Source organism: Modicisalibacter luteus DSM 23508 (genome assembly GCF_000378505.1).
GTDB lineage: Bacteria > Pseudomonadota > Gammaproteobacteria > Pseudomonadales > Halomonadaceae > Modicisalibacter > Modicisalibacter luteus.
Genome location: NZ_KB899990.1, coordinates 152,364 through 176,546, shown reverse-complemented (window position 1 = coordinate 176,546; position 24,183 = coordinate 152,364). Strand labels below are relative to the sequence as shown.

The window sequence follows — 24,183 nt, the reverse complement described above, 5'->3', positions numbered from 1 at the left end:
CGATGTTTGTCCGTGACGGCAAGTGTGGCCCGGAAGTGGTTCAGGCCTGTACCGCCTCACCTGTCGCTATCTCGTTCAGGGCCTGCGCCGCTCCAGCGCGGTTTAGCGCAGAAAGCACCGCCTTGAGCGAGGCACTGACAGTATCCCCATCCTCGGCCATGCCACTTATACGCGTACCGTCCACGTTGAGCTGCACGAAGGCAATGGCCACCGCATCGCTTCCCTCGCCCAAGGCGTGTTCGCCATAGTCGACGACATTGACGCGTTGTCCGGTATGCCGCTGCCAGGCATCCATGAACGCTGAGATCGCACCATTCCCCTGGCCACTCAAGGTCATGCTTGCCTGGTCATGGCGCAAGGTGACAGACAGGCACTCTGCGTCATCCCGATCCAGCCGATAGCCTTTGAGAGTCACCGGCGCAGCGCACATGAAGGTATCGAGCAAGATGTCGCGAATCGTCTGGCTGGAAAGCTCGCCCGTTACCTGCTCGCTGGCCTGCTGGACATGCGGCGCCAACTCCAGGGTCATCCAGCGCGGCAAACTGATACCGAAATCGCGCTCGAGCAGGAATGCCATGCCCCCCTTACCCGACTGGCTGTTGACGCGAATCACCGCCTGGAAATCACGGCCAAGATCCTGAGGATCAATGGGCAGATACGCCACCTGCCAGGCTTCGTCGGCCTGCTGCTTATGCAGGCACTTGCGAATGGCGTCCTGATGGCTCCCAGAGAAGGCGGTATAAACCAGCTCGCCAATCCAGGGGTGGCGTGGATGTACCGGTAGCCCAGTGCACTCGGTGCATACCTGAATGATTTCGTCGGGGTTCGACAGGTCGAGCTGGGGGTCGATGCCCTGACTGTAGAGGTTCATCGCCAGGGTGACGATATCCATGTTGCCGGTGCGCTCACCGTTGCCCAGCAGCGTACCCTCGACACGATCGGCCCCGGCCAGCAGGCCCAGTTCGGCGGCAGCTGCTGCGCCCCCACGGTCGTTATGGGTGTGCAGCGAAATGATCGCGCTATCGCGATTGCTCAGATGGGTAATGAAATATTCTATCTGGTCGGCGAAATGGTTGACCGGCCCGACCTCGACAGTGGCCGGCAGGTTGAGGATACAGGGCTTTTCCGGCGTAGGCTGCCAGATCGACATGACCGCCTCGCAGATCGCTACCGAGAAATCCACTTCGGTACTCGTGAAACTCTCGGGGGAATACTGAAAGGTCCACTGCGTGTCGGGATAGCGCGCCGCATACTCCTGTACCCAGCGAGCGCCCTGCTCGGCAATGGTGATAATTCCCTCGCGATCCTGCTCGAATACCCGCTCGCGTTGAACCTTGGACGTGGAGTTGTATACGTGCACGATGGCGCGCTCCACGCCCTCCAGTGCCGCGAAGGTTCTTTCGATGAGGTGTTCACGGGCCTGCACGAGCACCTGGATATGGACATCCTCGGGTATCTGATTGTCCTCGATCAGCCAGCGCACGAAATCGTAATCGTGCTGACTGGCCGCAGGAAAGCCGACTTCAATCTCCTTGAGCCCGACCTTGACCAGCAGCGCCCAGAGACGCTTCTTCTGCTCGACAGTCATCGGCTCGAGTAGCGCCTGGTTGCCGTCGCGCAGGTCCACGCTAGCCCAGATCGGAGCCCGGCTCAGGGTCCGGGAAGGCCACTGGCGATGGGTCAGCGGTACCGGCTCGGCCGGCACGTACTTACGATGATCGAAGGCGCGGGAGAGTGAAGCCATGGTTGACGGTCCTTGCGATGTCCGGCGCCGTGGATGCGCCCTGGTTGTCGAAGTTGCCATTGCCGCCTTGTGAGCGACGCCAGGCCCACCTCTTGTGGAGACGGCCCCGGACAGCATGTCGATCGCTGGTGGCGATGATTACTAGCTTAAACCTGGCGCCAGGGTCAGTGATTGCGAAGTTGGGCTGCAGCCGCGCATAATTCGGCAGCATATGCTAAAAAATCCCAATAATGACACCAAAGATTGCCCAATATGACTTTCCAGCACATTTCCCCTGCGCTTGACCGTTATGATCGCCGCATCCTCGATATCCTTCAGCACGATGGGCGACTCAGCAATCAGGAACTGGCCGAACGCATCGGGCTGTCTCCCTCGCCTTGCCTCAGGCGCGTACGAGCTTTGGAACAGAGCGGACTGATCACGGGCTATCGCGCCATCGTTGACAGCAAGCGCCTGGGTTACAGTCTGATGGCATTGCTGCATATCTCCATGGACCGACACACCCCGGAGCGCTTCGCAAATTTCGAGAAGAAAGTCGCGGCACTGCCACAGGTCCTGGAGTGCTTGTTGATCACTGGGCAGGAAGCCGATTACCAGCTCAAGGTTGTGGTCAAGGATATGGACGACTATCAGGATCTGCTGCTCAACCGCATCACACGTATCGAGGGCGTCAGCGGGGCCCATTCGAGTTTCGTGCTGCGCCGCGTGATCGATAACCCGGCGGTGCCGGTTGAATAACGAGGCCCCAGCGTCCATTCACAACGTAACCAGTGCTATCGTTACGTTTCACATTTACCGCGATTTGGAACCCCTATGACATCCAAGGTTTATTGCATCGCCAGCTTCAAACCCAAGCCTGGCAAGGAAGAAGCCGTTTTCAAGGCGTTGCAGGCTCTTGAGCCTAACGCCCATCGTGAAGACGCCTGCCTGCATTACACCGTGACTCGACACATCGACAACCCTTTTGCCCAAGGGAGCAGCTACCCGATCGTGTTCCACGAGATATGGGCCAACCGGGAGGCCTTCGAGGCACATTGCCAACGCGCGGAAATTCGCAGCTTTTTTGCCAAGCATCTGGAAGCTGAGGACGGTGACATTGAGGACGCCAACGTGTGCGTTTATACCGACGAGCCGATCGACTTCGACGCGCCGCAGATCTGACACAAGCCAAGGCCATAAAAAACGCCGTAGCTTATAGCCACGGCGTTCTCATTGCTTGAGGCGGGAGATCACGCGAAGGTATTGATGCGTGTTCCGACAGTGCCGGTCGATGCCAGCGAGTCCTTCGGCGCGGCCGATTCCATGATTTCAGAAACCTGATTAGCCTGAGTGTCCAGGGACTCCTTGAGCAGGTCCATCTGAGACTGCTGGCCGGCATTGAATTGCTGCAGGGCCAAAGCCATGCCTACGGTTGCATTGACTGACGTATCCACGTGGCAAACCTCGCTCATGTTAGTGAAGCCTGAACCTACCATCCCCCTTTCTGCATGACGAGTTGGGGGCATCAACGCGTACCGTGGCGAAACAAAATCAGGCAATAAGTGATTCTGGGGATCACGTTCCCTGCACTTATACTGGGATCATTATTTTTCATTCAGGGCCATGTCCAGCGCCGCCGCAACATGCAGCGTCGTGGTGTCATAAAGCCCCACGGTTGTATCGGGCGGCTGAACCAGCATGCCGATCTCAGTACAGCCCAGAATCACGCCTTCGGCCCCGCGCTGAGCGAGATCGTTGATAATCGAGAGGAAGCGGTCCCTAGAGGCGCCGACGACCTTGCCATGCACAAGCTCGTTGAAGATCACCTCATGGATGAAGTCACGGTCTTCCCGTTGGGGCGTGATGACCTCGATACCGAATCTGGACTGAATGCGATCGCGATAAAACGCTTGCTCCATGGTAAACCGAGTCCCCAACAGACCAATGCGACGTAGGCCATCGCGCTGCAGAGCCAAGCCTGTCGCATCAGCAATGTGCAGCAGAGGGATATCGATCGTCGCTTCGATCGCGTCTGCCACGCGATGCATGGTGTTTGTAGCTATCAGCAGGAAATCTGCCCCAGCCGCTTGGGCCTGGCGTGCCGAACTGGCCAGATAGCGGCCGGCCGCATCCCAGTCACCAGCACGCTGAAGCGCTTCGACCTCGGCAAAATCGACACTTATCAGGCAGATCGAGGCGGAATGATAGCCACCGAGCCTATCTCGGACGCCTTCGTTCAGGCCCCGGTAGTAGCTTTGCGTCGACTCCCAGCTCATTCCACCCAAGATTCCGATGGTCTTCATGCTGCCTGCCTCCCTGTATGCGCTTAGGTCATCTTCGTGCATTTTCGCATTTACGAAAACGGGCAGGGCCTTCCCTGCCCTACCCGTTTTTCTGATTGGCCACGACCGCATCCTGCGGCCGCGGCCTGGCTAAGCCAAGGTGGCTCCACATGCGGGACACACTTTCAAAGGTGTCTCCACCTTCTCCAGGGCGTCTTCGTTCCGGGGGGCCACCATCGGGACGTTGGTCTCCGTGGTTTTCGGGTGCAGCGGACGCACGATGCCCTGATCCACGTAAAGGCCGATATCCCTGAGCAAATGATCGTCGAGATGGGCCAACGTCCGATAGTTGCTCCGATGACGATGGGCGATGGTCACTGCCTTGCGTATGCGTGCGAACCAGCCTGCGATATTCATGTCTCCGTCTCCTTAGCAGGAGGCCGGGACCTTAGCGGAGCAAGAGCTGGGTCATGCTGGGGAGACTCGGGCCGCGGTAAGATCCGCGGCCGAAGGAACTGATGTCAGGCGACGCGCGGACAGGCGAAGAATCGCAGCGCATGATTATTCATGCGTACGGAATCGAACACTGCCGGCGCCCACATCAGTTGGGTCATGGAAAGTCTTCCTATGTCGTTCAATGCCAGCTAATTCAGCCGACACTTTCATTAAAGATGCCATTGTGCAGCGCGTCAAATCGCTGGCGGTCGCGATCGGAACGCCAACGCACTACCATAGCAACCCTTCACTTGCGATGGACACTTGGCATGAAATACCTTGGCGCCCATGTCAGCGCAGCCGGCGGTGCTGCCCAGGCGGTCATCAGGGCCCACGAGATCGGGGCCAACGCCTTTGCACTATTTACCAAGAATCAGCGTCAGTGGCGTGCCAAGCCGCTAAGCGACGAGGCTATCGCCTCGTTCAAGACGGCCTGCCAACGCTACGGATTCGGTCCCGGGCAGATCCTTCCGCATGACAGCTACCTGATCAACCTGGGCCACCCCGATACTTTAGCGCTGAACAAGAGCCGGGAAGCGTTTCTCGACGAGTTCCAGCGCTGTGAACAGCTCGGCCTCACTTTGCTGAACTTTCATCCCGGTAGCCACTTGCGCAAGATTTCCGAGCGCGAATGTCTCAAGCGCATTGCCGAATCGATCAATGAGGCGCTGTCACAGACAAGGCATGTCACCGCCGTGATCGAGAATACCGCTGGGCAAGGCACCAACCTCGGCTATCGTTTCGAACATCTCGCCGAGATCATCGATCAGGTCGACGACAAGACGCGTGTTGGCGTCTGTATCGATACTTGCCATGCCTTTGCGGCGGGCTACGACCTGCGTACGCACGAGGCGACACTGGCCACACTCGATGAGTTCGGCGCGGTAGTTGGCTTCGAGTACTTACGCGGCATGCACCTGAACGATGCCAAGAGCGCCTTTGGCAGTCGGGTCGACCGTCACCATTGTCTTGGCGAAGGCAATATCGGCCTGGCCGCATTTGCCACGCTTATGCGCGATCCACGCCTCGATGGAATTCCACTTATCCTTGAAACCATCGAGCCGTCTCGATGGTCGGAAGAAATCAATTGGTTGCGTGCACAGCAGCGGCAACCGGTTGACCTCGCTCCCAGCCACTAAGGTTCGTTCATGGTTGCCAACGGTTTCTTCAACTGGCTCGGCGAAAGCCTCGGCGATGCGATTCGCCTCATCGTCGACGCCCTGTCTGGCTTCTTTGCCGGCATCGGCATTGCCGTTCATGACTTTATCGAGGGCCTGACCGGCTCCCTGGGCATGAATGCTTCGTTGTTCGGCCTGGTCGTCCTGATCATTGGCTTGGGACTACTCTACAAGGGGATACGCGCCCTGCTGCAGCGCTCATTTCTGGCCGGGGCCCTGTGGATGCTGCTCGGCCTGCTGGTGCTTAGCTGGTTGATCGCCTGAAGCCACGAATCTGACGTTACACATTGTCATGGCCTTATCTGGCTGATTACATGCACATGAACATTCGACCATAAGACGACAGGAGATGAACATCATGTTGAAGCGCTTCAAACTGCCACTCCGGGCCCTGGCCTGCCTCGCCGCATTGACAATGGCACCTGCCGCATTGGCACAGCAGCCGACCGCCCCCAACATGACCACCGAACAGTTTCAGGATTGGGAAGTACGCTGCCCCCAGGATACGGCGGCCCAAGGGGCATGTACCATGACGCAGTTGGTCAACAACCCCGATGGTAGCCAGCCGCTGATGCGGGTAGTCATGGCCTATCCGCCCGAGATCGACACGGCAGCCATGGCGTTCTTCCTGCCATTGGGCACACGCCTGGCGCCTGGGTTGCAGCTCAGCGTCGATAATGGCGAGCCGATCACCTTCCCCTTCCAGGTGTGCATGGAGCAGGGCTGCCGAGCGGACTTGCCCCTTCGCCCCGAGCTGATGCAACAACTGCGTAGTGGCAGCTCAGCTACCCTCAGCCTGATCGGTCCACGCGGCAATCGCATGAATCTTGATATCTCGTTGATAGGTTTCACCAACGCCAGCGAGCGTATCCAGCGTTAAGTGGTTCATGCGACGCAAAACGGGCCGCTCATGAGCGGCCCGTTTTGCGTTGTTGCTGACGTCTCGATCCTCCTGGATCAGTTGGCAAGCGCCTTCTCGACGACCTCATAGACGTTGGGTGATAGGTCTTCGGCACGAATACGCTCGAGTTCCGCCTTCATCAGTGCCTGGCGTTGCTCGTCGAAACGCTGCCAGCGCGTCAGAGGGGTGATAATGCGAGCAGCGATTTCGGGGTTGAGCCGGTTGAGCTCGATGACTACATCGGACAGTAGCTTGTAGCCCTCGCCGTCGAGACGATGAAAGTTGACCCGGTTCTGACCGACGAAAGCCCCGATCAGCGCACGCACCCGGTTGGGATTCTTGAGCGAGAACGCCGGGTGGTCCATCAGGTATTTGACCCGATCCAGAGCATCCGACTGGGGTCGAGTGACCTGCACGCTGAACCACTGATCCATGACCAGCGGGTCGTGGGCCCACTTCTCACCGAAGGCACGCAGTGCTGGGTCGGCGATATCGCCACGTGAGCTATGCACCAGCAGGGTCAAGGCCGCACGCACATCGGTCATGTTGTGCTGGGCCTCGAACTGTTGACGGGCCAGTTCCACACCCTCCTCGTCCTCGATGCTCATCAGGTAGGACAGCGCTACGTTCTTGAGGCTACGCTGGGCGATCTGCTCCGCATCCGGGGCGTAGGGAGCGTCGGACTGGTTGGCCCGGTAGAGCGACAGGAATTCATCACGCAGGGAGACGGCCAACCACTGCTTGACGAAGTTGCGCGCCGCATGGATGGCGTCAACATCGACCATCGGCTGCTGTTCAGCGATGTACGCCTCGGACGGCAGCGTCAGCATCTCGGCCAGCACCGCCTTGTCGTCGCTGGGCTCGTTCAGCAGGCTGCGGAAAGCCTCGGTCACGCGCGGGTCCATGACTTTCTCGACGCCGTTGCGGTGGGCGGCAATCAAGTCGTCCAGCGCCAGCATGGCCAGGCGCTGACCGGCATCCCAGCGGTTGAAACCGTCGGAGTCGTTCTGCAACAAGAACGCCAGGTCCTCACGACCGTAGGGGAAGCGCAGCTTGACCGGCGCCGAAAATCCACGCAGTAGTGAGGGCACCGGTGCCTCGGCGACGTTGGTGAACACGAAGGTCTGCTCGTCCTCACGCAGGTGAAGCACTCCGTCCTTACCCAGGTTTTCCTTACCCTCGGGGCCTTCAAGCGTCAGTGTCAGGTCTTCGCCTGACTTGGTACCCACGAGACCCACACGCACGGGAATGTGCAGCGGCTGCTTGTCGGGTTGGCCAGGCGTGGCTGGAGTACGCTGACGCAGCGTCAGGCGGTATTCGCCATTGGCGTAGTCGTACTCTCCGTGAGCGTCGATTTCCGGCGTGCCGGCCTGCGAGTACCAGCGCATGAACTGGTCGAGATCGAGCCCAGAGACTTCGGCCATGCAGCCGACAAAGTCCTCGATGGTCACTGCCTGACCGTCAAAGCGCTCGAAATATAGATCCGAGCCCTTGCGGAAGGTGTCCCAGCCAAGCAGGTTGCGCAGCATGCGTACGATCTCCGAGCCCTTCTCATAGATGGTCAGGGTGTAGAAATTGGAGATCTCGATGTAATGATCCGGACGCACCGGATGCGCGGTGGGGCCGGCATCTTCAGCGAACTGCGCAGTACGCAGGAAAGAAACGTCCTGGATACGCTTGACCGGTGCCGAGTTCACGTCGGCAGAGAAGCTCTGGTCGCGAAAGACCGTGAAGCCTTCCTTGAGCGAGAGCTGGAACCAGTCGCGGCATGTCACTCGGTTGCCCGACCAATTGTGGAAGTACTCGTGGGCAACCACACCCTCGACACGCTGGAAGGCGCCATCGGTGGCAGTCTGCGGGTGGGTCAGTACCGCCGCCGAGTTGAAGATATTGAGCCCCTTGTTCTCCATCGCGCCCATATTGAAGTCATTGACGGCGACGATCATGAACAGGTCGAGGTCGTACTCGCGACCGTAGGTTTCCTCGTCCCACTTCATCGAGGCCTTGAGCGAGCGCATGGCGTGCTCGGTCTTGTCGAGGTTTTCCGACTCAACCCAGAGCTGCAGGGTCACGTCGCGGCCGCTCATGGTGGTGAAGTGATCCTCGACCTTTTCGAGCTGACCGGCCACCAGGGCGAACAGATAGCTCGGCTTGGGATGTGGGTCTTCCCAGGTCACGAAGTGCTTGCCGTTCGGCAACTCGCCACGCTCCACCGGATTACCGTTGGACAAGAGTACCGGCAACTGTTCGCGATCGCCGATCACCGTAGTGGAGAAGGTCGCCATGACGTCGGGGCGATCCAGATAATAGGTAATTCGGCGGAACCCTTCGGCCTCGCACTGAGTACAGAACATGCCGTTGGACAGGTAGAGCCCTTCGAGTGCCGTGTTGGCCTGAGGATCGATCACGACCACGGTTTCCAGGCGCAAACGATCGGGTGCCTCAGGGATGGTCAACGTCGCATCGTCAACCTGGTATTCGCCTTCCTGCAATTCCTGCCCATCGATGGCAATGTGCTTGAGAGAGAGTTTTTCGCCATGCAGCGTCAGAGGCAGACCGGGCTCGCTATCGGGATGACGCTCCAGATGCAGGGCGGCATGCACTTGGGTGTCGGTAGCCGACAGGTCGAACTTCAGCTCGGTATGCGTGACCCGATAGGCTGGCGGACGATAGTCCTTGAGATAGACCGGCTGCGGCTGAGCGTCGACCGGCTTGATTTCGGCTTGTTCGGAAACGCGCGTATCGGACATGGATCGGGAACTCCTGTACAAGATGACCGACATTGTACGGTGCCCAGGGCAGGAGTCTCAAAGCCGCACGAGAATGCAACGGACGAGCCGTTGCCCACGCCAGCTAGCGCCCCATGCGTTGCGCGGACAACCGCTCTTCCCGCATCTGCCGGGATGGGGTGTCGTCTCGCGACGCTCCCTGGTCCGGCTCGGGCCTCGTTGCGATCCATACGGCCAGCAACAGCAGCCCGGCAATCAACGCCCCGCGCAGTGCCAAGGAGTCCAGAGTGATTGCCAAGACAGCGCAGGACACCAACAGCATCACCACGGCCAGAACCTTGGCATGCCGGGGAATGGCATGCTCATGCTCCCAAGCCTCGATCGGCGGTCCGAAGCGCGGATGACAACGAATCCACTGGGCGAATCGGGGCGAACCTCGAGAAGCCAACCAGACGGCCAGCAGCATGAAACAGGTCGTGGGCAATAACGGCAGAAACATTCCCACGATACCCAGAAAGAAGCTGAGTGCGGCGAGACAGGCGAAGACGAGCTGTCTTGTCTTTGACATTCGTTTATCTCCTGTCGCGCTTGCGAGTTTTGAAACGAGGGCCGTCGAACCCACTTTGGGACGCGCCTGGCTGGGCATGGGCCCGACGGCCACTGCCATTAGACTGTACGGTGCCGGTCAACGGAAATCATTTAACCCTATGACTAGACTAGGCAAGCTTAATAGCCACGTCACTCATGTCTTACGCGACCCTGCCCATCGACGACTGTTCGCGAACGGTAAACGGTCTCTTGCCTGAAAGCGGCTGGCGTTTCGCTGTGTAACCGCTAGGCTATCTTCACGATTGGAGACCAACATGCGCAACGTACTTTTCCTATCCCACGGGTCGCCGAGCCTGGTCATCACAGAGCATCCCGCCCGGGATTTCTTTGTCGACCTGGGACGACAACTGCCACACCCTCGTGGGGCTCTGGTCATCTCGGCCCATTATGAAACATCGACACTGGCCCTTGGCGGGGCCGCGCGCCCCACCACGCTGCATGACTTCTACGGTTTTCCGGAGGTCATGTACCAACAGCGCTACCCGGCTGAAGGGCTACCCGACATGGCTCGCCAGCTTGCAGCGGAACTCGGCGCCAGCGGCTTGGACGTCGAGGTCGAGCCACGCCGTCCTCTGGATCATGGCGTGTGGTCCCCGCTCTCACTGATCTGGCCGCAGGCTGATATCCCCCTGTTACCGGTTAGTGTCCCGATGGCACTGGCCGACAATGATCGCCTAGCCCTGGCAGCCCAGCTCGGCCAGTTCGCCGAACGCCATGAATTATGGCTGATCGGCTCGGGGGCCGCGACGCACAACCTGGGCGATCGCAAGCCCGCCGAGGCCGAGCCGGATCCCTGGGCACGGGAATTTCACGCCTGGGCTCGCGACGTGGCCGAGCGAGGAGACCTGAACGCCTTGGCAAACTGGCGCTTGCAGGCACCTCATGCCACCTACGCCCACCCCACTCCGGAACACTTCCTGCCACTGCTTATGACGGTCGGCGCCCTCGAAGGCCAGCCGATGAAAGCACTCCATGAAAGCTTCATGTTCGGCAATCTGAGCATGCTATGCCTGGCCGACCTCGACACGGCAAGGTGGGTAAAACGCGAGCACGACGCCGGAGCAGCAGCCTGACCCCGGCCAAGGCACACGACCGACCTAATCGCGGAAATTATTGAATTGTAGCGGCATATCGATGGACTCGTCGCTCTTCAGTAGAGCGATGGCCTGTTGCAGGTCGTCGCGTTTCTTGCCGGTCACGCGCACTTTGTCACCCTGGATCTGCGCCTGGACCTTGATCTTGGCATCCTTGAGCGTCTTGACGATCTGCTTGGCCAGCGGTTGCTCTATACCCTGACGCAGCACGATTTCCTGACGGGCACGCACACCACCCGTGTCGACATCCTTTTCTTCCAGACAGCCGACATCGATCCCCCGGGCGATCATGCGCCCCTTGAGGATGTCGAGCATCTGGCGCAGTTGGAAATCGGCATCAGCCTCCATCTGGACGCTGTCGCCTTCCTGGCGAAAGCTGGCGGTCACGCCCCGGAAATCGAAGCGGGTGTCCAGCTCGCGATTGGCCTGGTCCACGGCATTGGTGACTTCATGCTTATCGAGTTCGGAAACGATATCGAAGGAGGGCATGGGAAAGCTCCGCAATGACTGTCGAGACCGGGCATGCTAGCCCAGCCCGGGCGGTGGTGCACCCGCAATTTGGTTGCCGGGGTCTTTCATTCCGCCATGCAGAGCGGCTCCACGACCAGCGGCTTGTCCATTTGCCAGGCAGCGCAGCCATCGATGTAGTAATCGTCCAGCCAACGACGAGGCAGAAAGCCCATGCGCCGATACAACCCCATGGCGACCCGGTTGTCGGCACGCACTTCCAGGCTCAGCTTGAGCATGTCACGCTCGAGCGCCTCCTGTTCGAGCGTTTCCAGCAACCGGCGTCCCAGGCCTCCACCACGCGCGTCGGGATGAACGCAGAACGAGTAGAGCCGGGCTATGCGGCTGTTGCGACGAAACAGAAGCGTACCGTAACCCCGTAGTGCCCCGCCCTCGGCTACTGCCAACCAGGTTACGGCATTGGCGCGGGTAAGCAGGTGCGTCAGTTGGCGGCGGCTGAATCGATCCCCCTCGAAACAGTCGAGTTCAAGTTGGCACAGCGCGACAAGGTCGTTCGGTGTCGCAGGTCGGAGGACGGGATAGGACGTCGCAGTCATGACTCGTTTTCCTGAATGAACGACGGCATTCTGAGTCGGCCGATGGCATGTGTCATTGGCATTGGGCATGAATTTATTTCACGCTATCTAGTTGTTGAAGCGGGTTTCGGTCAAGGGCATTCTAGGCCTGCCTGAAGCCCATAGCGGCCCTTTGGCATATTTTTCTTCTCATGGCAGGAAGCTTGCTCATGTCGCCATTGCGCATCGTTGTCGACCGTGTTTCCGACTGGCGCCCCTATTACCCTACCGACGACCTGATCACTGCGGCCGACTATCTGGCCCAGGGCACCAATGGCGAGCAGGATGCCACGACGAACGTCATCAATCTGTGTGGCGGTCTCGATTATCTCGAAACCGGCTATTACGTGTCGCTGCTGGCCCAGGCACGCGGACAGCGCGTACTGCCCAGCGTGGAGACCCTCAACCAGCTATCACGCAAGGCGCTGGTCGATCTACAGCTTGAGTCACTAGCTCCGCTGATGGATGAGCTGGCACGCCGTGGCGCCTTGGAGGGTGATGCGTTCACACTGCGCGTGATGTTCGGGGAGTGTCTCGAGGCAGGCCTGGGCAAGCTGGCCCGGCGCCTCTTCGAGCGCCTGCCCTGCCCTCTACTCGAGGCGCGCTTCCAGCGCCGCCAGGGTCTGTGGCGGCTGGCGCGGCTCAAGCCGTTGGCGCTGACCTCGCTGAGCGTCGAGGAGCAGGATCTTTTCGCAGCGGCATTGAACCGTCATTCGCGCAAGGTCTGGCGTACGCCCAAGGCACGCCGACGCTATCGCTATGACCTGGCGATGCTGGTCGATCCCAAGGAAGCCTTGCCGCCGAGCAACAAGAGTGCCATCAAGCAGTTCATTCGTGCAGGCCGGCGCCTGGGTATCGATGTGTCGCTGATCACCAAGCGCGACGAAGGACGCCTGGCCGAGTTCGATGCCTTGTTCATCCGCGAGACCACTAGCCTGGATCACCATACCTACCGCATGGCCAAGCGCGCCGAGCACGAAGGGCTGGTAGTCATCGACGATCCGCGCTCCATTCTGCGCTGTACCAACAAGGTCTATCTTCACGAACTGCTCAATGCCAAGGGCGTGCCGGCGCCGGGCGGCATGCTGCTCTATCGCGACGACCTCAAGCGCCTGCCCCAGAAAGCCGACGGCCTGCAGTTTCCTATGGTACTCAAGGTGCCTGACGGCGCCTTCTCGCGCGGGGTGGTCAAAATACAATCCGTGGAGCAACTGGCCCAGGAAGCCGAGCGCCTGTTTCAGTCCTCGGCGCTGTTATTGCTTCAGGAATGGCTCCCCACCGAGTTCGACTGGCGCATCGGCGTGCTCGACGGTGAGGTGCTGTTCGCCAGCCGCTACTACATGGCACGCGGACACTGGCAGATCTATGACCATTCGCGTGGCAAAACGCGTAGTGGTGGCTTCACGACCCATGACCCCAAAGACGCGCCCAAGCCTGTGGTCAAGGCGGCGCTCAAGGCCACCCGCCTGATCGGTGACGGCCTGTATGGCGTGGATCTCAAGCAGATCGGGGACCGGGTGGTGGTCATCGAGGTCAACGACAACCCCAATCTGGACGCCGGCGTGGAGGACGTGGTGCTGGGGTCCCGTCTCTATTCGAAAGTGATGGAAGTATTTCTGGCGCGAATGGAAGAACGCCGGCGCCACGCGGGTTGAAAGCGACGCGCCGAGTGGCGCGTCAATTCAGGACGAAGCGTACTTGGCCAGGAATTCTTCGCCCGTGAGCCGTGGAGTATCATTGGCGAGTTCGTAATAGGCGGGTTTTTCGTCGATGAATATCTGCTGACGCAGGGTCAGTGCCTGATCTTCCAATAGGCCCGCCGGAATCGCATACCAGGGTTTGTCCTTGAGTCGATAGAACAGGTGGGTTCCGCAACGGCTGCAGAAGCCTCTCTGGGCCCACTCCGACGAGTCATAGACGGAAACATGCTCCTCGCCCTGGAATGTCACGTCACCATCGCACTCGACGGCAAACAAGGGACCCCCAGCCCAGGTTCGGCACATGCGGCAGTGGCAGGCATCGACATGCTGACCTAACCCGTGCGCCACCAGCGTTACAGCACCGCAAAGACACTGCCCTCTCCCCCTCGCGACTGGCATGGCTTTCTCCTTGTCAATGAAGGTTAAGAGTTAATAGCATCCGGTCTCGAAATGCGCCAATGAACCGGCGACGTGTTATACGAGACACGCCGCCGTGTTCAGCCTTGTCAGCTTACAGCGGCTGATCCGCATCCTCCCCGGCCGCAAGCCACTCGTCGACCAGCGGGCGATTTTCATCGATCCATTGGCGTGCGCCTTCCTCCGGATCACCGGCTTCCTCGATCTTCGCCATCAGGCTACCCAGCGAGTCGTCGTCCATCTGCCAGGCATCGAGTACGGTTGTCAGCCAAGGGTCGTCTTCGGCAAAGCCCTTGCGCGAGAACCAATGGATGGCCTCTTCGTCGCCATAAACGTTCTTGGGGTCGTCGAGATACTTGAGATCGTACTCGGCAAACGCCCAATGTGGGCTCCATAGCGTTACGACCATGGGCTCCTGGCGCTGGTAGGCGTCGTCCAGTGCCGCCATCATGGCAACCTCGGAACTGCTGAGCTGCCGCATCGGCAGCTCATAGGCCTCGATGGCGTCTTCGGTAAGCGAGGAGATCGACGAGCCGGGGTCGATCCCCACGATGGTGGGTTGTCCCTGGTATTCGAAGGTCTCACCCTGGCCGGCCAGATCGGCAATGCTGTCGGCATTTACATAGCCCGGCACGACCAGCCCCATGCCAGCGCCTTGGTACCAGACATCATGGATGTCGAGCCGATCCTTATGGGGCTCGATATAGCTGGCATCCGTGGCCGGCAGCCAGGTTTCCAGCGAGATATCCATGTCGCCGCTGGCCACACCGCTGAAAGCGACACTCTTACCGACATTGGAAAGAACGACGTCGTAGTTGTACGGCGTCTCCTCGAGCAACAGCTTCCACATGTTGGCGACGGCAATGTTCTCGGCCCAGTTCAGGGTGCCGATGGTCAGCGACCTGTTGTCCTGCGCCTGCGTACTGAGACTCGCCGCGATCAGACCGGCGGCGAGGAAGGCTTGCGTTGTCCTTGGCATGATGTCTCCTCACGGGGTTGCTGTTTCAACATACCACGTCTCGCGTGACATCATTCCACGGCGACTTCGTAGCCGGTGTACTTACGAAGATTGATCACCCCGGTATCGAACATAAGATACTGTCCCTTGAGCCCCATCAGGGTTCCCCCAACCGTCGGCGTCTTGTCGAGGTTGTGCGAGACGACCTTGGTCGGCGCTTGGAGGACCGGGTAATCCAGCGTCACCGGCTCGGCATCCAGCACGCGCAAACTGTCCACGCCGAAGCGTTCACGCAAGCCACGCAAGCCACTATCCAGCGACGCCAGCAGGCGGTCTCGTTCGGCACCCAAGTCAATGGAATCGACCTGGCCTTTGAGCATGGCGCGCCAGTTGGTGCGATCAGCGACCTGTTCCTTGAACAGCATCTCGACGAAGCCAGACTGCTGGCGGGTATCGACTTCGAGAATCGGCAAGGCCTGGACCGCCCCCTGATCCAGCCAACGGGTCGGTAGCTGGGTCTTCCGCGTGATGCCGACCTTAAGGCCTGACGAATTGGCGAGATAGACCACATGTGGCTGCAGGCAGTGGCGTTCGCCCCACTCCGGCTCGCGACAGGTCCCTTGGTCGAAGTGGCAGGTCTCGGGCTTGACGATGCAGGTGTCGCATTGCGCCAGTCGCTTGAAGCAGGGGTAACAGTAGCCCTGACCGAAGCTCTTGCGGGTCGCGCGACCGCAGTGGGTACAGGCAATCGCCCCGGTATGCGTCAAATGTAATGTCTTGCCGAGCCGGGCATTGAGATCGAGCCGATGCTCACCGGCACGTAGCGTATACCGCACCGGCGCGTCTGCCGGCCCGGGCTCGATGTGCATCTTGGTCAGGCAACCGCGTAGCGGCGTGATCAGTTCACCCACTTGATGCTGTCCCCTTCGTCCGTTCCCTCCTGGCTGCTGCAGCTCTGCGGCTGCAGGTAACCGACACGCTGATCCTCGGGCACGTTGTGCTCGATCTCATAGCGCATCACGGCTTCCAGGCACAACTCTGTCTGCTCGGACGTCAGGAGTCGGCCATCAGGCCACTTGCGTAGCGCTACCGCCTGTTTCAGGCTCTGGTAGATGTCCGGCGTCATCTGCTGGATCATGCGATCAAAAGTCATCTCACTCATCGTTTCTCTCCGGAGGTCCGGTCTTAATATTTTCTTGCTCGGCTGCTAGCAATCCAGCCCGTCAATAAACCAACCAGCAGGCCACCCAGGTGCGCCTCGTTGGCCACGTTACCGAAACCAATCGGCTCGGCGAAGTCGGTCATGGTGAATACCATCCAGCCAAGCATGAACACCACCAGCATCTGCGGCACAAAGAAGCCGCTGCGCGGTGCACGACGCGACATCAGCCAGACATAACCGAGCAGCGCGTAGTCGACGCCGGACATGCCACCGAACAGAACCGTTCCCGTGGCGTACTGAGCCAGGTTGGATGCCAGCGCGCTGAGCATCACGATGCCCAGCAGGCGCCATGAACCTTGCAATGCCTCGATCTGGCGTCCGAAATACCACAGCCACAGCATGTTGAAGATCAGGTGCATCCAGCCGAAGTGCAGGAAGGCCGGCGATACCAGTCGCCAGATCTGCCCGGAGGCCAGCGTGTCGCCTAGCGTGCCGACACTCAGGGTATTACCCACCACACCGAGTGGCGTGATAGTCATGGCGGCAATTACTAAATCGCCCAGAATTGCCATGATCGCGAACACCGCCAGACACAGGCCGATCAGCATGATCGCTACGGGAGCTTCGGCCAATGGGCTCTGCCGCCAGTTGCGTCGGGTTCGTCGCTTCCCGTCGGAGATCTGCAGAGGCTCGCCGCGTTCCCACCGTGTGAGCAATTGCAGCAGCTCCTGATGCTGCTTCGGGTCGGCAAGCCACAGAACCTGGACGTTACCCTCTTCTGTGAAGCGGTGGCCGATTCGCTCGGCCCATAACGCCTTGCGCAATGCTCGCGTATCGATGTCACGCGGCATTTCCAGCACCTTATACATGATGGCTCCTCATCCCGGTGGAAAGCCGCGCCCCATAAACCGCACGCAAAGAAAAGTCCGGCGGAGGGGACCGCCGGACAATGAGCAAGGGATCATTCAAGGGAACACCTACTCTGAAAGCCAATACCCACACAAGTTTCGTGCCGATGAAAAAAATTGCGTAATAAATTGTAAAACCCATCACCATCAGGCTGCAGCCCCGCATGACATGCCAATGGCGCTTCCCAGCGTTTCCCGGCCGCTCAATCCAAGTCGATTTCCCAGGGGCGCGGCCTGGCCTGCTCCTCCCGGGGAACGCGAATCCAGACGAACTTGTCAGCATTGAGTTCACACTCGCCGTCCCAGCGGTAGGCCACCAAACGGCCGAACTTCACGGCACTATAGTCCAGGCAGGCGATGTTAGGCGCTGGCAGGGCTGGAATCCCCTCGCACCAATAATGCCCCACGAACAGCGGAGGCTCGTCGAGGCCATAGTAGGACAACCGGGCCCGTTCCCGATCGGACAGTACGCGATCTTCCAAATCGCCAGGCAGATTGTCTGGTTGGAAGATCACGTCACCATAGGTACGCGGCGAAGCCGCCCAAAAATGCGCGCGAAAGGTTCGCCGCGTAAATCCATCCCCGGAATGGATTTCGACACCTTCGGGCAGGGAGATGTGCGTGCCTCGAGTCAGACGCTCGAGCACTTTGTAGGCGAAACTCTCGGGGCGTACGGATTCGTGCAGAAAATCTTCGTCGATGCGCGCCTCGGGATAGCGAGCAAGGAACCGTTCGATCAGTGGTGCATCCCAGCAGGCATGCACCACTCGCAGGCCATCCCTCTCGAGCAATAAAGGAATATCCATGAACCAGGCCAGCGTGTCTTCCCACTCGGCAGGATGATCACGATACTGCTCGAAGGTTTCCTGAATGATTCGGTTGTGACGTGGGGTATGTTCACGCAGCCACTCGCAACCCGATCCATCGCGGCAACGCCGGGTATAAGTCAGCGCGTTGGCTTCATGATTGCCCATGACGATGAAGGCTTCACCCGACTCCACCATGCGCCGGGCAATGGTAACTGCCAGCCGGATGCGCGGCCCACGATCGATCAGATCTCCCAGGAAGATGACCTTGCGGCGAGGATGCCGATAGACGCCATCGCGCTGGTGATAGTCCATCTTTTCCAGCAATGCCGCCAAGGTTGCGCCACAGCCATGCACGTCGCCGATCAGATCATACCCTTCGATACCGCCGGTCATGCTCATGTCATTCCCCTAGCCGGCTACTCCAGCCCAGCTTGCTGCGACAGATTTCGAAGTAATTGTGCCCGCGCGGGTGGATCAGCTTTAGCCGCTGGGGCTTACGGCGTACGTGAAGAATATCGCCCGGCTTGGACACGACCTGAGTCTGGCCGTCGCAACTGACATGGGGATAGGCTTCATTGGTCTCGCCGATGTGCACCATGATCTCGCTGGAAGCATCGACGACAATCGGTCGGCTCGACAACGTATGCGGGAACATTGGCACCAGGGTGATGGCCTCGAGCTTGGGATGAACGATCGGGCCGCCCCCGGAAAGAGCGTAGGCAGTCGAACCGGTGGGCGTGGCGATGATCAGGCCATCCGAGCGCTGGCTATAGACGAACTGGCCGTTGACGAACAGTTCGAACTCGATCATGCGCGCGGCCTTGCCGGGATGGATCACTACGTCATTGAGACCGTCAGCGGTACCGACCAGATTGCCGTGACGGAAGACCTCGGCATCGAGCAGGAAACGCTCCTCGACATCGTATTCGCCGGCAAGCACTTCTCCGACCCGCGCCTCGACCTCATCGGGCGAGATATCGGTGAGAAAACCCAGACGCCCGCGGTTGATACCCAACACTGGCGTACCTGTACGACACAGCGCGCGACCGGCCCCCAGCATACTGCCATCACCGCCGACCACGATGACCAGATCGCATATATCACCGAGCAGGCGACGGCTCGCTTCCTGCTGGCCGTGGTCGAGCAGCACCGTAGCGGTTCGATCCTCGAGTATGACATGGTAGTCATTGGCATTGAGGAAACGAATCAAGCGCTTGAGCGTGTCAACGACCTTGGCGCTACCGAGACGGCCAATCAGTCCGATGTTCTTGAAGGATGCCATGGGCGCTCCACTCCCCATCTAGGCCGGCCATTATGCGGGCTGAGCCGGGCACGGGCAAACCGACCCGCCATTGTCTGCGCTATCGCCCTGCCTGACCATGAAAGCAATGGTACGGCCTGTCCAAACTTCTGACCGCCGAGGGAACTGAATGCCTGATAACGATACCCCAGATGACCATAGCGACCTGAACCGGTTGAACCACCCTCAGGTTCGCGATCTGGCCTGGCTGCTACAAGCGCCGGATCTGCTGGATACCCCCTTTCCCGGCCGCCCCTCGCTGTCTAATCTCGGGCTGGAGGACCCCGACGAGCGATGCAGTTGGCTGAACAGCCTGGAGCAGGATCCGCAGGCCCTCGAGACCGTTACCGGCCCGCGCCTAGCGGGACGCCTGGGCCTTTATCATGAAGCACTATGGCATTTCCTGCTGGCTTACGCTCCCGGCACACGCTTACTAGCGCATAACCTGCCGGTGCGTGACGGCAAGCGCACCCTTGGCGAGATCGATGTGCTCTACCACATCCGAAACGACCCGCACCCGATTCATCTCGAACTGGCCGTCAAATATTATCTGGGCTTGCCGGAAGGCCCTGGAGCGCCTGACAGCCAGGCGCGCTGGATCGGCCCGGGGTGTGCCGACTCGTTGGCGATAAAGCGCCAACGAACGATCACCAGCCAGTTGCCACTGAGCCACACGCCGGAGGCCCAGGCCGTGCTGGCGACGTATACCGGCCTGTTACCTCAACAACGTCTTGCCATGCCCGGCGTACTCTTTCAGCCTTGGGCACCGGACACGACATTTGATTTACCGGCCCCGCGGGAAGCGACCCCTGACACGCTGACGGGAGACTGGCTGCCTATCACTGACTGGCTCAGGTATATGGACAATCGCCAACATTGGCGAGGCGCCTTCTTGAACAAGCCCTACTGGCTGGCCCCACCACGGGCAGAGGGGCTGGACGATACGACAACACTGACACAGGCGCTGACAGCGCATTTCTCGCAACGACGAACCCCACGCCAATTGATACTGCGAGGGCCCGCCGGCCTTTGGCGGCGTGTATTCGTGGTCGACGACACCTGGCCGACAGCGGTTCCGCTTCCCATCTAGCGATGTGTCGTCGATACTGCCAGCGTGTTATGCAGTTGCCGCCCGGCGACGTTTGACAAACCACTCGTTAAACAACAACGAAGCCACGATGATCGCGCCACCCAGGGCAAGGCGCAGCAGATCGGCATCACGATTCCAGATCAGCAGGTTGACCAGCAATCCAGCCGGGACCAGGGCATTGTTCATGATTGCCAATGCACCGGCATCGACGAGCGTGGCCCCCTTGTTCCATAGGAAATAGCCAACTCCCGATGCCACCAGGCCCAGCCAGGCCAGCACCCCCCACTGGACAGTGGTAGTCGGCAATTTTGCCGTAGAGCCGAAGATCGCAAAGGCAATGATCACCAGCGCCAGCGCTCCCAGGTAGAACCAGCCAAACACGCTGCGCTGGGGTAGCTCGCGGGGCAGCCCCGCTGCCAGATGCCGGTAGGCAACCTGGCCGCCGGCAAAGCACAGGTTGGCACCTTGCACGACCAGAAAGCCCAGCCAGAAATTGCTGTTGATGCCCTCGTAGCGAATCACCGCCGCCCCGATCACCGCCAGCAGCGCCGTGAGCAGGTAGAATGGCGAGAAGCGCTTGGCCATGGCATCGTCGATCAGTGTCACGTACAACGGGGTGAAGATGGTGAATAGCAGCACCTCGGGTACCGATAGCAGCAGGAATGACTGATAGAAGAAGATGTACATCAGCCCAAGCTGGATCGCCCCAATCCCCATCAATGCCAACTTCAGTCCGTTACTGAGGGAAGAAGGTCGCAAGAATGGCAGGAATAGCAGGCTGGCCAGTGCAATGCGCACCAGTACCGCAAAATAACTATCGACTTGGCCGGCCAGGTAGGCGCCAATCAATGAGAAGGAAAAGGCCCACAGGGCCGTGACACCAATCAGGTAGGACATGGTAGATCAACCGAGTATTGCTGGAGCGCAGGCGCGCATTTTACAGCTCCGCCGCCACTTGTCATCCCTTGTCAGCGTTAGCTTTCGCTCGCGCTCGGGGCCTCATTCGCAGTGCCACTGGTCTGGGCAGGGAAACGGTCAGATCCAGGTAGCGCAAGCCGAAGACGATAGCCTGCTCATACATGAAAGCGGTCACTTCCAATTGGACATACCGGCACCGTCATACGAGCATAGACCAGTCGCGTCTGAGCCCCGCCCGATCCCGTTTCGTAACGTCTTTCGCTGGCGATTCTTCGAAGACCGAGTCTCGCTTTCCCATGAGCGACGCGGCGCCGAGTCCGCGGTCTGGCTGTTCGATCTGGTAGCCGCGCCGGGAGCGACCGACCTGATATCGCACCGGCCACATTTGTGCATCGATGACCACTACCTGGCGAAGCTGGCGTTCGAACCTGATGGATTCAACCTCACCTGGAGGATTACGGGTCCCCGCAAGGATGAACAAATCCATTATCGCTACCGCAGCGCGTGAAAATAAGGCAGCGCATATAGACACAGCGGCGCTCAGGCGCCGCTGTGTCTCGGTAACAGTCCAAGGACATGCTGAACTAGTCGTACTTCACGATGACCCAGATCGCATGAATGATCCCCGGAATGTAGCCCAGGATGGTCAACAGGATGTTGAGCCAGAAGTGCATGCCAAACCCAACCTGCAGGAATACACCAACCGGTGGCAGGATTATGGCGAGAATGATACGAAGAACGTCCATCCAAACCTCCTTGTCATTACGCTAAAATTGCATTAACAGCGCTTCACGACGACTCGTCATCATCATGGTGATGGGCACGTCGATCGATTTTCTGGGTAATGCTGTCGGAATTTTCGGCCAGCTGGTCGTGATAGCGCTCCCAGTCCTCCCAGTCGTAGGGCGTACCACTGCGAGGGCGATGGCTTCCAGCCTCCCTCGCGCGAGACCATGCCAGCTCTTCCAAAGTCTGGGGTCTGTCTTCTTCCTTGTCCAGCTCGATACCCTGTTTGGCCAGGTAATCACGTGCGTTCATTCGGTACCTCCCTCAAGCGCCACGGTAACCCAAGTAGATCAAGAGGCGCTTGTAAGCACTGTACTAGTATGGCTTTCGAATCTATTTACCCCCGACTCCTCCCGCCAGGCCTATTGAGCCCCGTCAAGACGTCGCTTTCCCATGAATGCTGTTTCTTGGATTTCCTTCATGCCATGAGGTTCCTGTCGTGTAGTAAGCCATCGCCTCCCAGGCAGTGGCACGTCGCCGGACATCGCTGAGGATCGCCCGCTCGGCACTGCAAATGACCCACGTCAGGCTGGGCTATGCTGAGATGGAGAAGCGCCAGAGTGGCTGTGTTGCCTGATCGTGGTCCCGACTCGACATGCCGTTACATCGACCGGCCATCGAGCGAGCGCCGCGCAAGGTGATGAGCAAGCCCAATGCAGCCTGCAGCTAGAGCACGGCGCTTCTCAAGCGCTGCATGGAATGCAGCCTGGCAACATCATTATGCCGGCCGGGCCAGGGACGGTGCCATCGCCAACGTGGCAGAAGGAACACGATCATGAACAAGGCACCGGTGACTGTCAGCGAGATCATGTCAAAGGATTGTTTCAGGGTAACGGGAGGTACCTCGGTGGCCTCTCTGGTGGATGGCCTTGCCCTGCATCGATTGCCAGGCGCCCCCGTGGTCGATGAGCACGACCATCTGGTGGGTTTTATCTCCGAGCAGGATGTACTCGGCAAGCTGTTGGATAGCACCTATCACTGTGGCGAACCGGCGCTGGTTCGCGAACTGATGCGTCACGAGGTACTTTCGGTTTCGCCTGGCAAGAGCATCGTCGATCTGGCCCAGGAAATGCTGGGTCAGAAGCCCAAGATATATCCGGTCGTGGACCGTGAGCGCCTGGTGGGGATCGTCACGCGTCGCGACATTCTGGGGGCGCTTTCGTCGATGCGAGGCAGCTGATCCCGTTTCATGCCGCATAAAAAAACGCCGCATCGAAGATGCGGCGATAAAAGATCGATTACAGTAAGCAAAAACACACGCCTCAGCGACTGCTGAAAAACTGTGCTTGCAACCTTATGACTCCCCCGCTTCGAAAATTCTCCCTGAATCGAAAAAAATTTCTCGGACCGTACCTGCCTGCGCTTGTCGACAACCAACTTTACTCATGCAGCCCCTACCCGACAGCTTGCCAGACTGGCCGACGATTCATTATGATCTCTCTGCCGAGCGGGTATAGCTCAGTTGGTAGAGCATCAGCTTCCCAAGCTGAGGGTCGAGGGTTCGAATCCCTTTGCCCGCTCCATGATTTTCCAATCCCGATGTTATTGCCACATGTCCTGTAGTGGCGCTTTCTAAAGCAGAACCTGCATTCTGACCTGCGTTGCCGATTCGCTCGGTAGACTACACTTCATGTTCATTTCATCGGGTGATGAGACAGGTTTCAACGTCGAAGATCCATCGCAAAGGAGCGCATCATGGAGCTGGATATCGTCGACCCCCCCATTGAGCGTGCCAAGAACCTGGGGCCAGGCGACCAAGCCGAAGCCCGCAGCGGGAACCAGTCCTTCGATCTGGAAATCGTCGATAAACGTCCCGATGGCAGCTTCGAGGTTCTGGTCAACGAGACGCATGCCGAGCCTGACGAACGTCTAGAAGACATGATCGGCAAACGCATCACTGCCCAGTGGTTCAATTTCATTCGAGTCAGACCCCAAGGCGAAGCCTGGGATGACGGGTTGTCCTTTCCGGACGAAAAAGCCGATCAACTCTAGCTCCCGTTACCAAGGACACCGACCTCCAAGGCTCATGGCTCTGCTAGAAA

Annotated in this window: 29 protein-coding genes and 1 tRNA gene; 12 read left to right on the top strand and 18 right to left on the bottom strand. The window is 59.3% G+C overall.

Annotated elements, in window-relative coordinates; all coding sequences use genetic code 11:
- Positions 1-40 precede the first annotated feature (40 nt).
- Positions 41-1,744 carry a 2-isopropylmalate synthase gene (locus F568_RS0103495; protein WP_019017316.1) on the bottom strand — a complete coding sequence of 568 codons (1,704 nt, stop codon included), beginning with the start codon at positions 1,742-1,744 and terminating at the stop codon, positions 41-43.
- Between the two features lie 252 nt (positions 1,745-1,996).
- On the opposite strand from F568_RS0103495, the gene F568_RS0103490 reads away from it, so the two are divergent.
- Together F568_RS0103490 and F568_RS0103485 are read left to right on the top strand one after the other, a co-directional pair.
- Positions 1,997-2,482, top strand: coding sequence for an Lrp/AsnC family transcriptional regulator (locus F568_RS0103490; RefSeq protein ID WP_019017315.1), 486 nt, complete (start codon positions 1,997-1,999; stop codon positions 2,480-2,482).
- 75 nt (positions 2,483-2,557) lie between these two features.
- Positions 2,558-2,905, top strand: coding sequence for a putative quinol monooxygenase (locus tag F568_RS0103485; RefSeq protein ID WP_019017314.1), 348 nt, complete (start codon positions 2,558-2,560; stop codon positions 2,903-2,905).
- Positions 2,906-2,973: 68 nt separating this feature from the next.
- Here F568_RS0103485 and F568_RS0103480 read toward each other — a convergent pair whose 3' ends face one another.
- The 3 genes from F568_RS0103480 to F568_RS0103470 form a co-directional block, all read right to left on the bottom strand.
- Positions 2,974-3,195, bottom strand: a complete 222-nt coding sequence (locus F568_RS0103480) for a putative motility protein (protein WP_019017313.1) — start codon at positions 3,193-3,195, stop codon at positions 2,974-2,976.
- Between the two features lie 132 nt (positions 3,196-3,327).
- Complete coding sequence (locus tag F568_RS0103475; RefSeq protein WP_019017312.1) at positions 3,328-4,026, bottom strand: aspartate/glutamate racemase family protein; 699 nt, start codon at positions 4,024-4,026, stop codon at positions 3,328-3,330.
- Between the two features lie 129 nt (positions 4,027-4,155).
- Entirely contained in the window at positions 4,156-4,422 is a 267-nt protein-coding gene (locus tag F568_RS0103470; RefSeq protein WP_019017311.1) for a DUF1127 domain-containing protein, read from the bottom strand.
- Between the two features lie 347 nt (positions 4,423-4,769).
- On the opposite strand from F568_RS0103470, the gene nfo reads away from it, so the two are divergent.
- The 3 genes from nfo (at position 4,770) to F568_RS0103450 (ending at position 6,558) form a co-directional block, all read left to right on the top strand.
- Positions 4,770-5,639: a deoxyribonuclease IV gene (nfo, locus tag F568_RS0103460; protein WP_019017309.1), complete on the top strand. Its 870-nt coding sequence runs from the start codon at positions 4,770-4,772 to the stop codon at positions 5,637-5,639.
- Positions 5,640-5,648: 9 nt separating this feature from the next.
- A complete protein-coding gene (locus F568_RS0103455; RefSeq protein ID WP_019017308.1) occupies positions 5,649-5,942 on the top strand; it encodes a hypothetical protein in 294 nt (97 codons plus the stop codon).
- Between the two features lie 94 nt (positions 5,943-6,036).
- Positions 6,037-6,558, top strand: a complete 522-nt coding sequence (locus F568_RS0103450) for an invasion associated locus B family protein (RefSeq protein WP_019017307.1) — start codon at positions 6,037-6,039, stop codon at positions 6,556-6,558.
- A 77-nt stretch (positions 6,559-6,635) separates the two neighbouring features.
- Here F568_RS0103450 and pepN read toward each other — a convergent pair whose 3' ends face one another.
- Both pepN and F568_RS22075 read right to left on the bottom strand, forming a co-directional pair.
- The gene (gene pepN / locus F568_RS0103445) at positions 6,636-9,329 is read right to left on the bottom strand and encodes an aminopeptidase N (protein ID WP_019017306.1); all 2,694 of its coding nucleotides are present in this window, start codon (positions 9,327-9,329) and stop codon (positions 6,636-6,638) included.
- 103 nt (positions 9,330-9,432) lie between these two features.
- A complete protein-coding gene (locus F568_RS22075; RefSeq protein ID WP_019017305.1) occupies positions 9,433-9,876 on the bottom strand; it encodes a YbaN family protein in 444 nt (147 codons plus the stop codon).
- A 295-nt stretch (positions 9,877-10,171) separates the two neighbouring features.
- Between F568_RS22075 and F568_RS22070 the strand changes: the two genes are divergently transcribed.
- Positions 10,172-10,990 carry a DODA-type extradiol aromatic ring-opening family dioxygenase gene (locus F568_RS22070; protein ID WP_019017304.1) on the top strand — a complete coding sequence of 273 codons (819 nt, stop codon included), beginning with the start codon at positions 10,172-10,174 and terminating at the stop codon, positions 10,988-10,990.
- Positions 10,991-11,014: 24 nt separating this feature from the next.
- On the opposite strand, the gene F568_RS0103430 is transcribed toward F568_RS22070, so the two are convergent.
- Together F568_RS0103430 and F568_RS22065 are read right to left on the bottom strand one after the other, a co-directional pair.
- Positions 11,015-11,500, bottom strand: coding sequence for a YajQ family cyclic di-GMP-binding protein (locus tag F568_RS0103430; RefSeq protein WP_019017303.1), 486 nt, complete (start codon positions 11,498-11,500; stop codon positions 11,015-11,017).
- Positions 11,501-11,586: 86 nt separating this feature from the next.
- Positions 11,587-12,075: a GNAT family N-acetyltransferase gene (locus F568_RS22065; protein ID WP_019017302.1), complete on the bottom strand. Its 489-nt coding sequence runs from the start codon at positions 12,073-12,075 to the stop codon at positions 11,587-11,589.
- A gap of 188 nt (positions 12,076-12,263) precedes the next feature.
- On the opposite strand from F568_RS22065, the gene F568_RS0103420 reads away from it, so the two are divergent.
- The gene (locus F568_RS0103420; protein ID WP_019017301.1) at positions 12,264-13,748 is read left to right on the top strand and encodes a RimK family alpha-L-glutamate ligase; all 1,485 of its coding nucleotides are present in this window, start codon (positions 12,264-12,266) and stop codon (positions 13,746-13,748) included.
- 27 nt (positions 13,749-13,775) lie between these two features.
- Here the strand turns inward: F568_RS0103420 and F568_RS0103415 are convergent, their stop codons facing one another.
- From F568_RS0103415 to F568_RS0103385, 7 genes are all read right to left on the bottom strand, one after another.
- On the bottom strand, positions 13,776-14,192 hold the full coding sequence (locus tag F568_RS0103415) for a GFA family protein (protein ID WP_026300306.1): 417 nt from the start codon (positions 14,190-14,192) through the stop codon (positions 13,776-13,778).
- A gap of 112 nt (positions 14,193-14,304) precedes the next feature.
- Positions 14,305-15,189 carry a glycine betaine ABC transporter substrate-binding protein gene (locus F568_RS0103410; protein ID WP_019017299.1) on the bottom strand — a complete coding sequence of 295 codons (885 nt, stop codon included), beginning with the start codon at positions 15,187-15,189 and terminating at the stop codon, positions 14,305-14,307.
- Positions 15,190-15,239: 50 nt separating this feature from the next.
- A complete protein-coding gene (locus F568_RS0103405; RefSeq protein WP_019017298.1) occupies positions 15,240-16,037 on the bottom strand; it encodes a DUF2797 domain-containing protein in 798 nt (265 codons plus the stop codon).
- A 29-nt stretch (positions 16,038-16,066) separates the two neighbouring features.
- A complete protein-coding gene (locus F568_RS0103400; protein ID WP_019017297.1) occupies positions 16,067-16,330 on the bottom strand; it encodes a YeaC family protein in 264 nt (87 codons plus the stop codon).
- Positions 16,331-16,353: 23 nt separating this feature from the next.
- Positions 16,354-17,199 (bottom strand): rhomboid family intramembrane serine protease, encoded by an 846-nt coding sequence (locus F568_RS0103395; protein ID WP_019017296.1) that lies wholly within the window; start codon positions 17,197-17,199, stop codon positions 16,354-16,356.
- Positions 17,200-17,441: 242 nt separating this feature from the next.
- The gene (locus F568_RS0103390; protein WP_019017295.1) at positions 17,442-18,446 is read right to left on the bottom strand and encodes a metallophosphoesterase; all 1,005 of its coding nucleotides are present in this window, start codon (positions 18,444-18,446) and stop codon (positions 17,442-17,444) included.
- Between the two features lies 1 nt (position 18,447).
- The gene (locus tag F568_RS0103385; protein ID WP_019017294.1) at positions 18,448-19,329 is read right to left on the bottom strand and encodes an NAD(+) kinase; all 882 of its coding nucleotides are present in this window, start codon (positions 19,327-19,329) and stop codon (positions 18,448-18,450) included.
- Between the two features lie 148 nt (positions 19,330-19,477).
- Between F568_RS0103385 and F568_RS0103380 the strand changes: the two genes are divergently transcribed.
- Positions 19,478-20,437, top strand: a complete 960-nt coding sequence (locus tag F568_RS0103380; RefSeq protein ID WP_019017293.1) for a DUF1853 family protein — start codon at positions 19,478-19,480, stop codon at positions 20,435-20,437.
- Positions 20,438-20,464: 27 nt separating this feature from the next.
- Here F568_RS0103380 and F568_RS0103375 read toward each other — a convergent pair whose 3' ends face one another.
- Positions 20,465-21,334 (bottom strand): carboxylate/amino acid/amine transporter, encoded by an 870-nt coding sequence (locus tag F568_RS0103375; RefSeq protein ID WP_019017292.1) that lies wholly within the window; start codon positions 21,332-21,334, stop codon positions 20,465-20,467.
- Between F568_RS0103375 and F568_RS0103370 the strand changes: the two genes are divergently transcribed.
- Positions 21,333-21,863, top strand: coding sequence for a DUF6314 family protein (locus F568_RS0103370; protein ID WP_019017291.1), 531 nt, complete (start codon positions 21,333-21,335; stop codon positions 21,861-21,863). The genes F568_RS0103375 and F568_RS0103370 overlap by 2 nt on opposite strands.
- A 76-nt stretch (positions 21,864-21,939) precedes the next feature.
- Here F568_RS0103370 and F568_RS24185 read toward each other — a convergent pair whose 3' ends face one another.
- On the bottom strand, positions 21,940-22,101 hold the full coding sequence (locus F568_RS24185) for a YqaE/Pmp3 family membrane protein (protein WP_019017290.1): 162 nt from the start codon (positions 22,099-22,101) through the stop codon (positions 21,940-21,942).
- A gap of 43 nt (positions 22,102-22,144) precedes the next feature.
- On the bottom strand, positions 22,145-22,393 hold the full coding sequence (locus F568_RS0103360; RefSeq protein WP_019017289.1) for a hypothetical protein: 249 nt from the start codon (positions 22,391-22,393) through the stop codon (positions 22,145-22,147).
- A 523-nt stretch (positions 22,394-22,916) separates the two neighbouring features.
- On the opposite strand from F568_RS0103360, the gene F568_RS0103355 reads away from it, so the two are divergent.
- The 3 genes from F568_RS0103355 (at position 22,917) to F568_RS0103345 (ending at position 24,133) form a co-directional block, all read left to right on the top strand.
- Positions 22,917-23,321, top strand: coding sequence for a CBS domain-containing protein (locus tag F568_RS0103355; RefSeq protein WP_019017288.1), 405 nt, complete (start codon positions 22,917-22,919; stop codon positions 23,319-23,321).
- A gap of 267 nt (positions 23,322-23,588) precedes the next feature.
- Positions 23,589-23,664, top strand: a tRNA-Gly gene (locus F568_RS0103350).
- Positions 23,665-23,836: 172 nt separating this feature from the next.
- The gene (locus tag F568_RS0103345; protein ID WP_019017287.1) at positions 23,837-24,133 is read left to right on the top strand and encodes a hypothetical protein; all 297 of its coding nucleotides are present in this window, start codon (positions 23,837-23,839) and stop codon (positions 24,131-24,133) included.
- The last annotated feature ends 50 nt before the right edge of the window (positions 24,134-24,183 follow it).

What these genes read in the sequence shown, in the direction of transcription:
- F568_RS0103495 (WP_019017316.1), bottom strand. Translation starts at nt 1,744, where the DNA reads ATGGCTTCACTCTCCCGCGCCTTCGATCATCGTAAGTACGTGCCGGCC.
- F568_RS0103490 (WP_019017315.1), top strand. Translation starts at nt 1,997, where the DNA reads ATGACTTTCCAGCACATTTCCCCTGCGCTTGACCGTTATGATCGCCGC.
- F568_RS0103485 (WP_019017314.1), top strand. Translation starts at nt 2,558, where the DNA reads ATGACATCCAAGGTTTATTGCATCGCCAGCTTCAAACCCAAGCCTGGC.
- F568_RS0103480 (WP_019017313.1), bottom strand. Translation starts at nt 3,195, where the DNA reads ATGAGCGAGGTTTGCCACGTGGATACGTCAGTCAATGCAACCGTAGGC.
- F568_RS0103475 (WP_019017312.1), bottom strand. Translation starts at nt 4,026, where the DNA reads ATGAAGACCATCGGAATCTTGGGTGGAATGAGCTGGGAGTCGACGCAA.
- F568_RS0103470 (WP_019017311.1), bottom strand. Translation starts at nt 4,422, where the DNA reads ATGAATATCGCAGGCTGGTTCGCACGCATACGCAAGGCAGTGACCATC.
- nfo (WP_019017309.1), top strand. Translation starts at nt 4,770, where the DNA reads ATGAAATACCTTGGCGCCCATGTCAGCGCAGCCGGCGGTGCTGCCCAG.
- F568_RS0103455 (WP_019017308.1), top strand. Translation starts at nt 5,649, where the DNA reads ATGGTTGCCAACGGTTTCTTCAACTGGCTCGGCGAAAGCCTCGGCGAT.
- F568_RS0103450 (WP_019017307.1), top strand. Translation starts at nt 6,037, where the DNA reads ATGTTGAAGCGCTTCAAACTGCCACTCCGGGCCCTGGCCTGCCTCGCC.
- pepN (WP_019017306.1), bottom strand. Translation starts at nt 9,329, where the DNA reads ATGTCCGATACGCGCGTTTCCGAACAAGCCGAAATCAAGCCGGTCGAC.
- F568_RS22075 (WP_019017305.1), bottom strand. Translation starts at nt 9,876, where the DNA reads ATGTCAAAGACAAGACAGCTCGTCTTCGCCTGTCTCGCCGCACTCAGC.
- F568_RS22070 (WP_019017304.1), top strand. Translation starts at nt 10,172, where the DNA reads ATGCGCAACGTACTTTTCCTATCCCACGGGTCGCCGAGCCTGGTCATC.
- F568_RS0103430 (WP_019017303.1), bottom strand. Translation starts at nt 11,500, where the DNA reads ATGCCCTCCTTCGATATCGTTTCCGAACTCGATAAGCATGAAGTCACC.
- F568_RS22065 (WP_019017302.1), bottom strand. Translation starts at nt 12,075, where the DNA reads ATGACTGCGACGTCCTATCCCGTCCTCCGACCTGCGACACCGAACGAC.
- F568_RS0103420 (WP_019017301.1), top strand. Translation starts at nt 12,264, where the DNA reads ATGTCGCCATTGCGCATCGTTGTCGACCGTGTTTCCGACTGGCGCCCC.
- F568_RS0103415 (WP_026300306.1), bottom strand. Translation starts at nt 14,192, where the DNA reads ATGCCAGTCGCGAGGGGGAGAGGGCAGTGTCTTTGCGGTGCTGTAACG.
- F568_RS0103410 (WP_019017299.1), bottom strand. Translation starts at nt 15,189, where the DNA reads ATGCCAAGGACAACGCAAGCCTTCCTCGCCGCCGGTCTGATCGCGGCG.
- F568_RS0103405 (WP_019017298.1), bottom strand. Translation starts at nt 16,037, where the DNA reads ATGCACATCGAGCCCGGGCCGGCAGACGCGCCGGTGCGGTATACGCTA.
- F568_RS0103400 (WP_019017297.1), bottom strand. Translation starts at nt 16,330, where the DNA reads ATGAGTGAGATGACTTTTGATCGCATGATCCAGCAGATGACGCCGGAC.
- F568_RS0103395 (WP_019017296.1), bottom strand. Translation starts at nt 17,199, where the DNA reads ATGTATAAGGTGCTGGAAATGCCGCGTGACATCGATACGCGAGCATTG.
- F568_RS0103390 (WP_019017295.1), bottom strand. Translation starts at nt 18,446, where the DNA reads ATGAGCATGACCGGCGGTATCGAAGGGTATGATCTGATCGGCGACGTG.
- F568_RS0103385 (WP_019017294.1), bottom strand. Translation starts at nt 19,329, where the DNA reads ATGGCATCCTTCAAGAACATCGGACTGATTGGCCGTCTCGGTAGCGCC.
- F568_RS0103380 (WP_019017293.1), top strand. Translation starts at nt 19,478, where the DNA reads ATGCCTGATAACGATACCCCAGATGACCATAGCGACCTGAACCGGTTG.
- F568_RS0103370 (WP_019017291.1), top strand. Translation starts at nt 21,333, where the DNA reads ATGGTAGATCAACCGAGTATTGCTGGAGCGCAGGCGCGCATTTTACAG.
- F568_RS0103375 (WP_019017292.1), bottom strand. Translation starts at nt 21,334, where the DNA reads ATGTCCTACCTGATTGGTGTCACGGCCCTGTGGGCCTTTTCCTTCTCA.
- F568_RS24185 (WP_019017290.1), bottom strand. Translation starts at nt 22,101, where the DNA reads ATGGACGTTCTTCGTATCATTCTCGCCATAATCCTGCCACCGGTTGGT.
- F568_RS0103360 (WP_019017289.1), bottom strand. Translation starts at nt 22,393, where the DNA reads ATGAACGCACGTGATTACCTGGCCAAACAGGGTATCGAGCTGGACAAG.
- F568_RS0103355 (WP_019017288.1), top strand. Translation starts at nt 22,917, where the DNA reads ATGAACAAGGCACCGGTGACTGTCAGCGAGATCATGTCAAAGGATTGT.
- F568_RS0103345 (WP_019017287.1), top strand. Translation starts at nt 23,837, where the DNA reads ATGGAGCTGGATATCGTCGACCCCCCCATTGAGCGTGCCAAGAACCTG.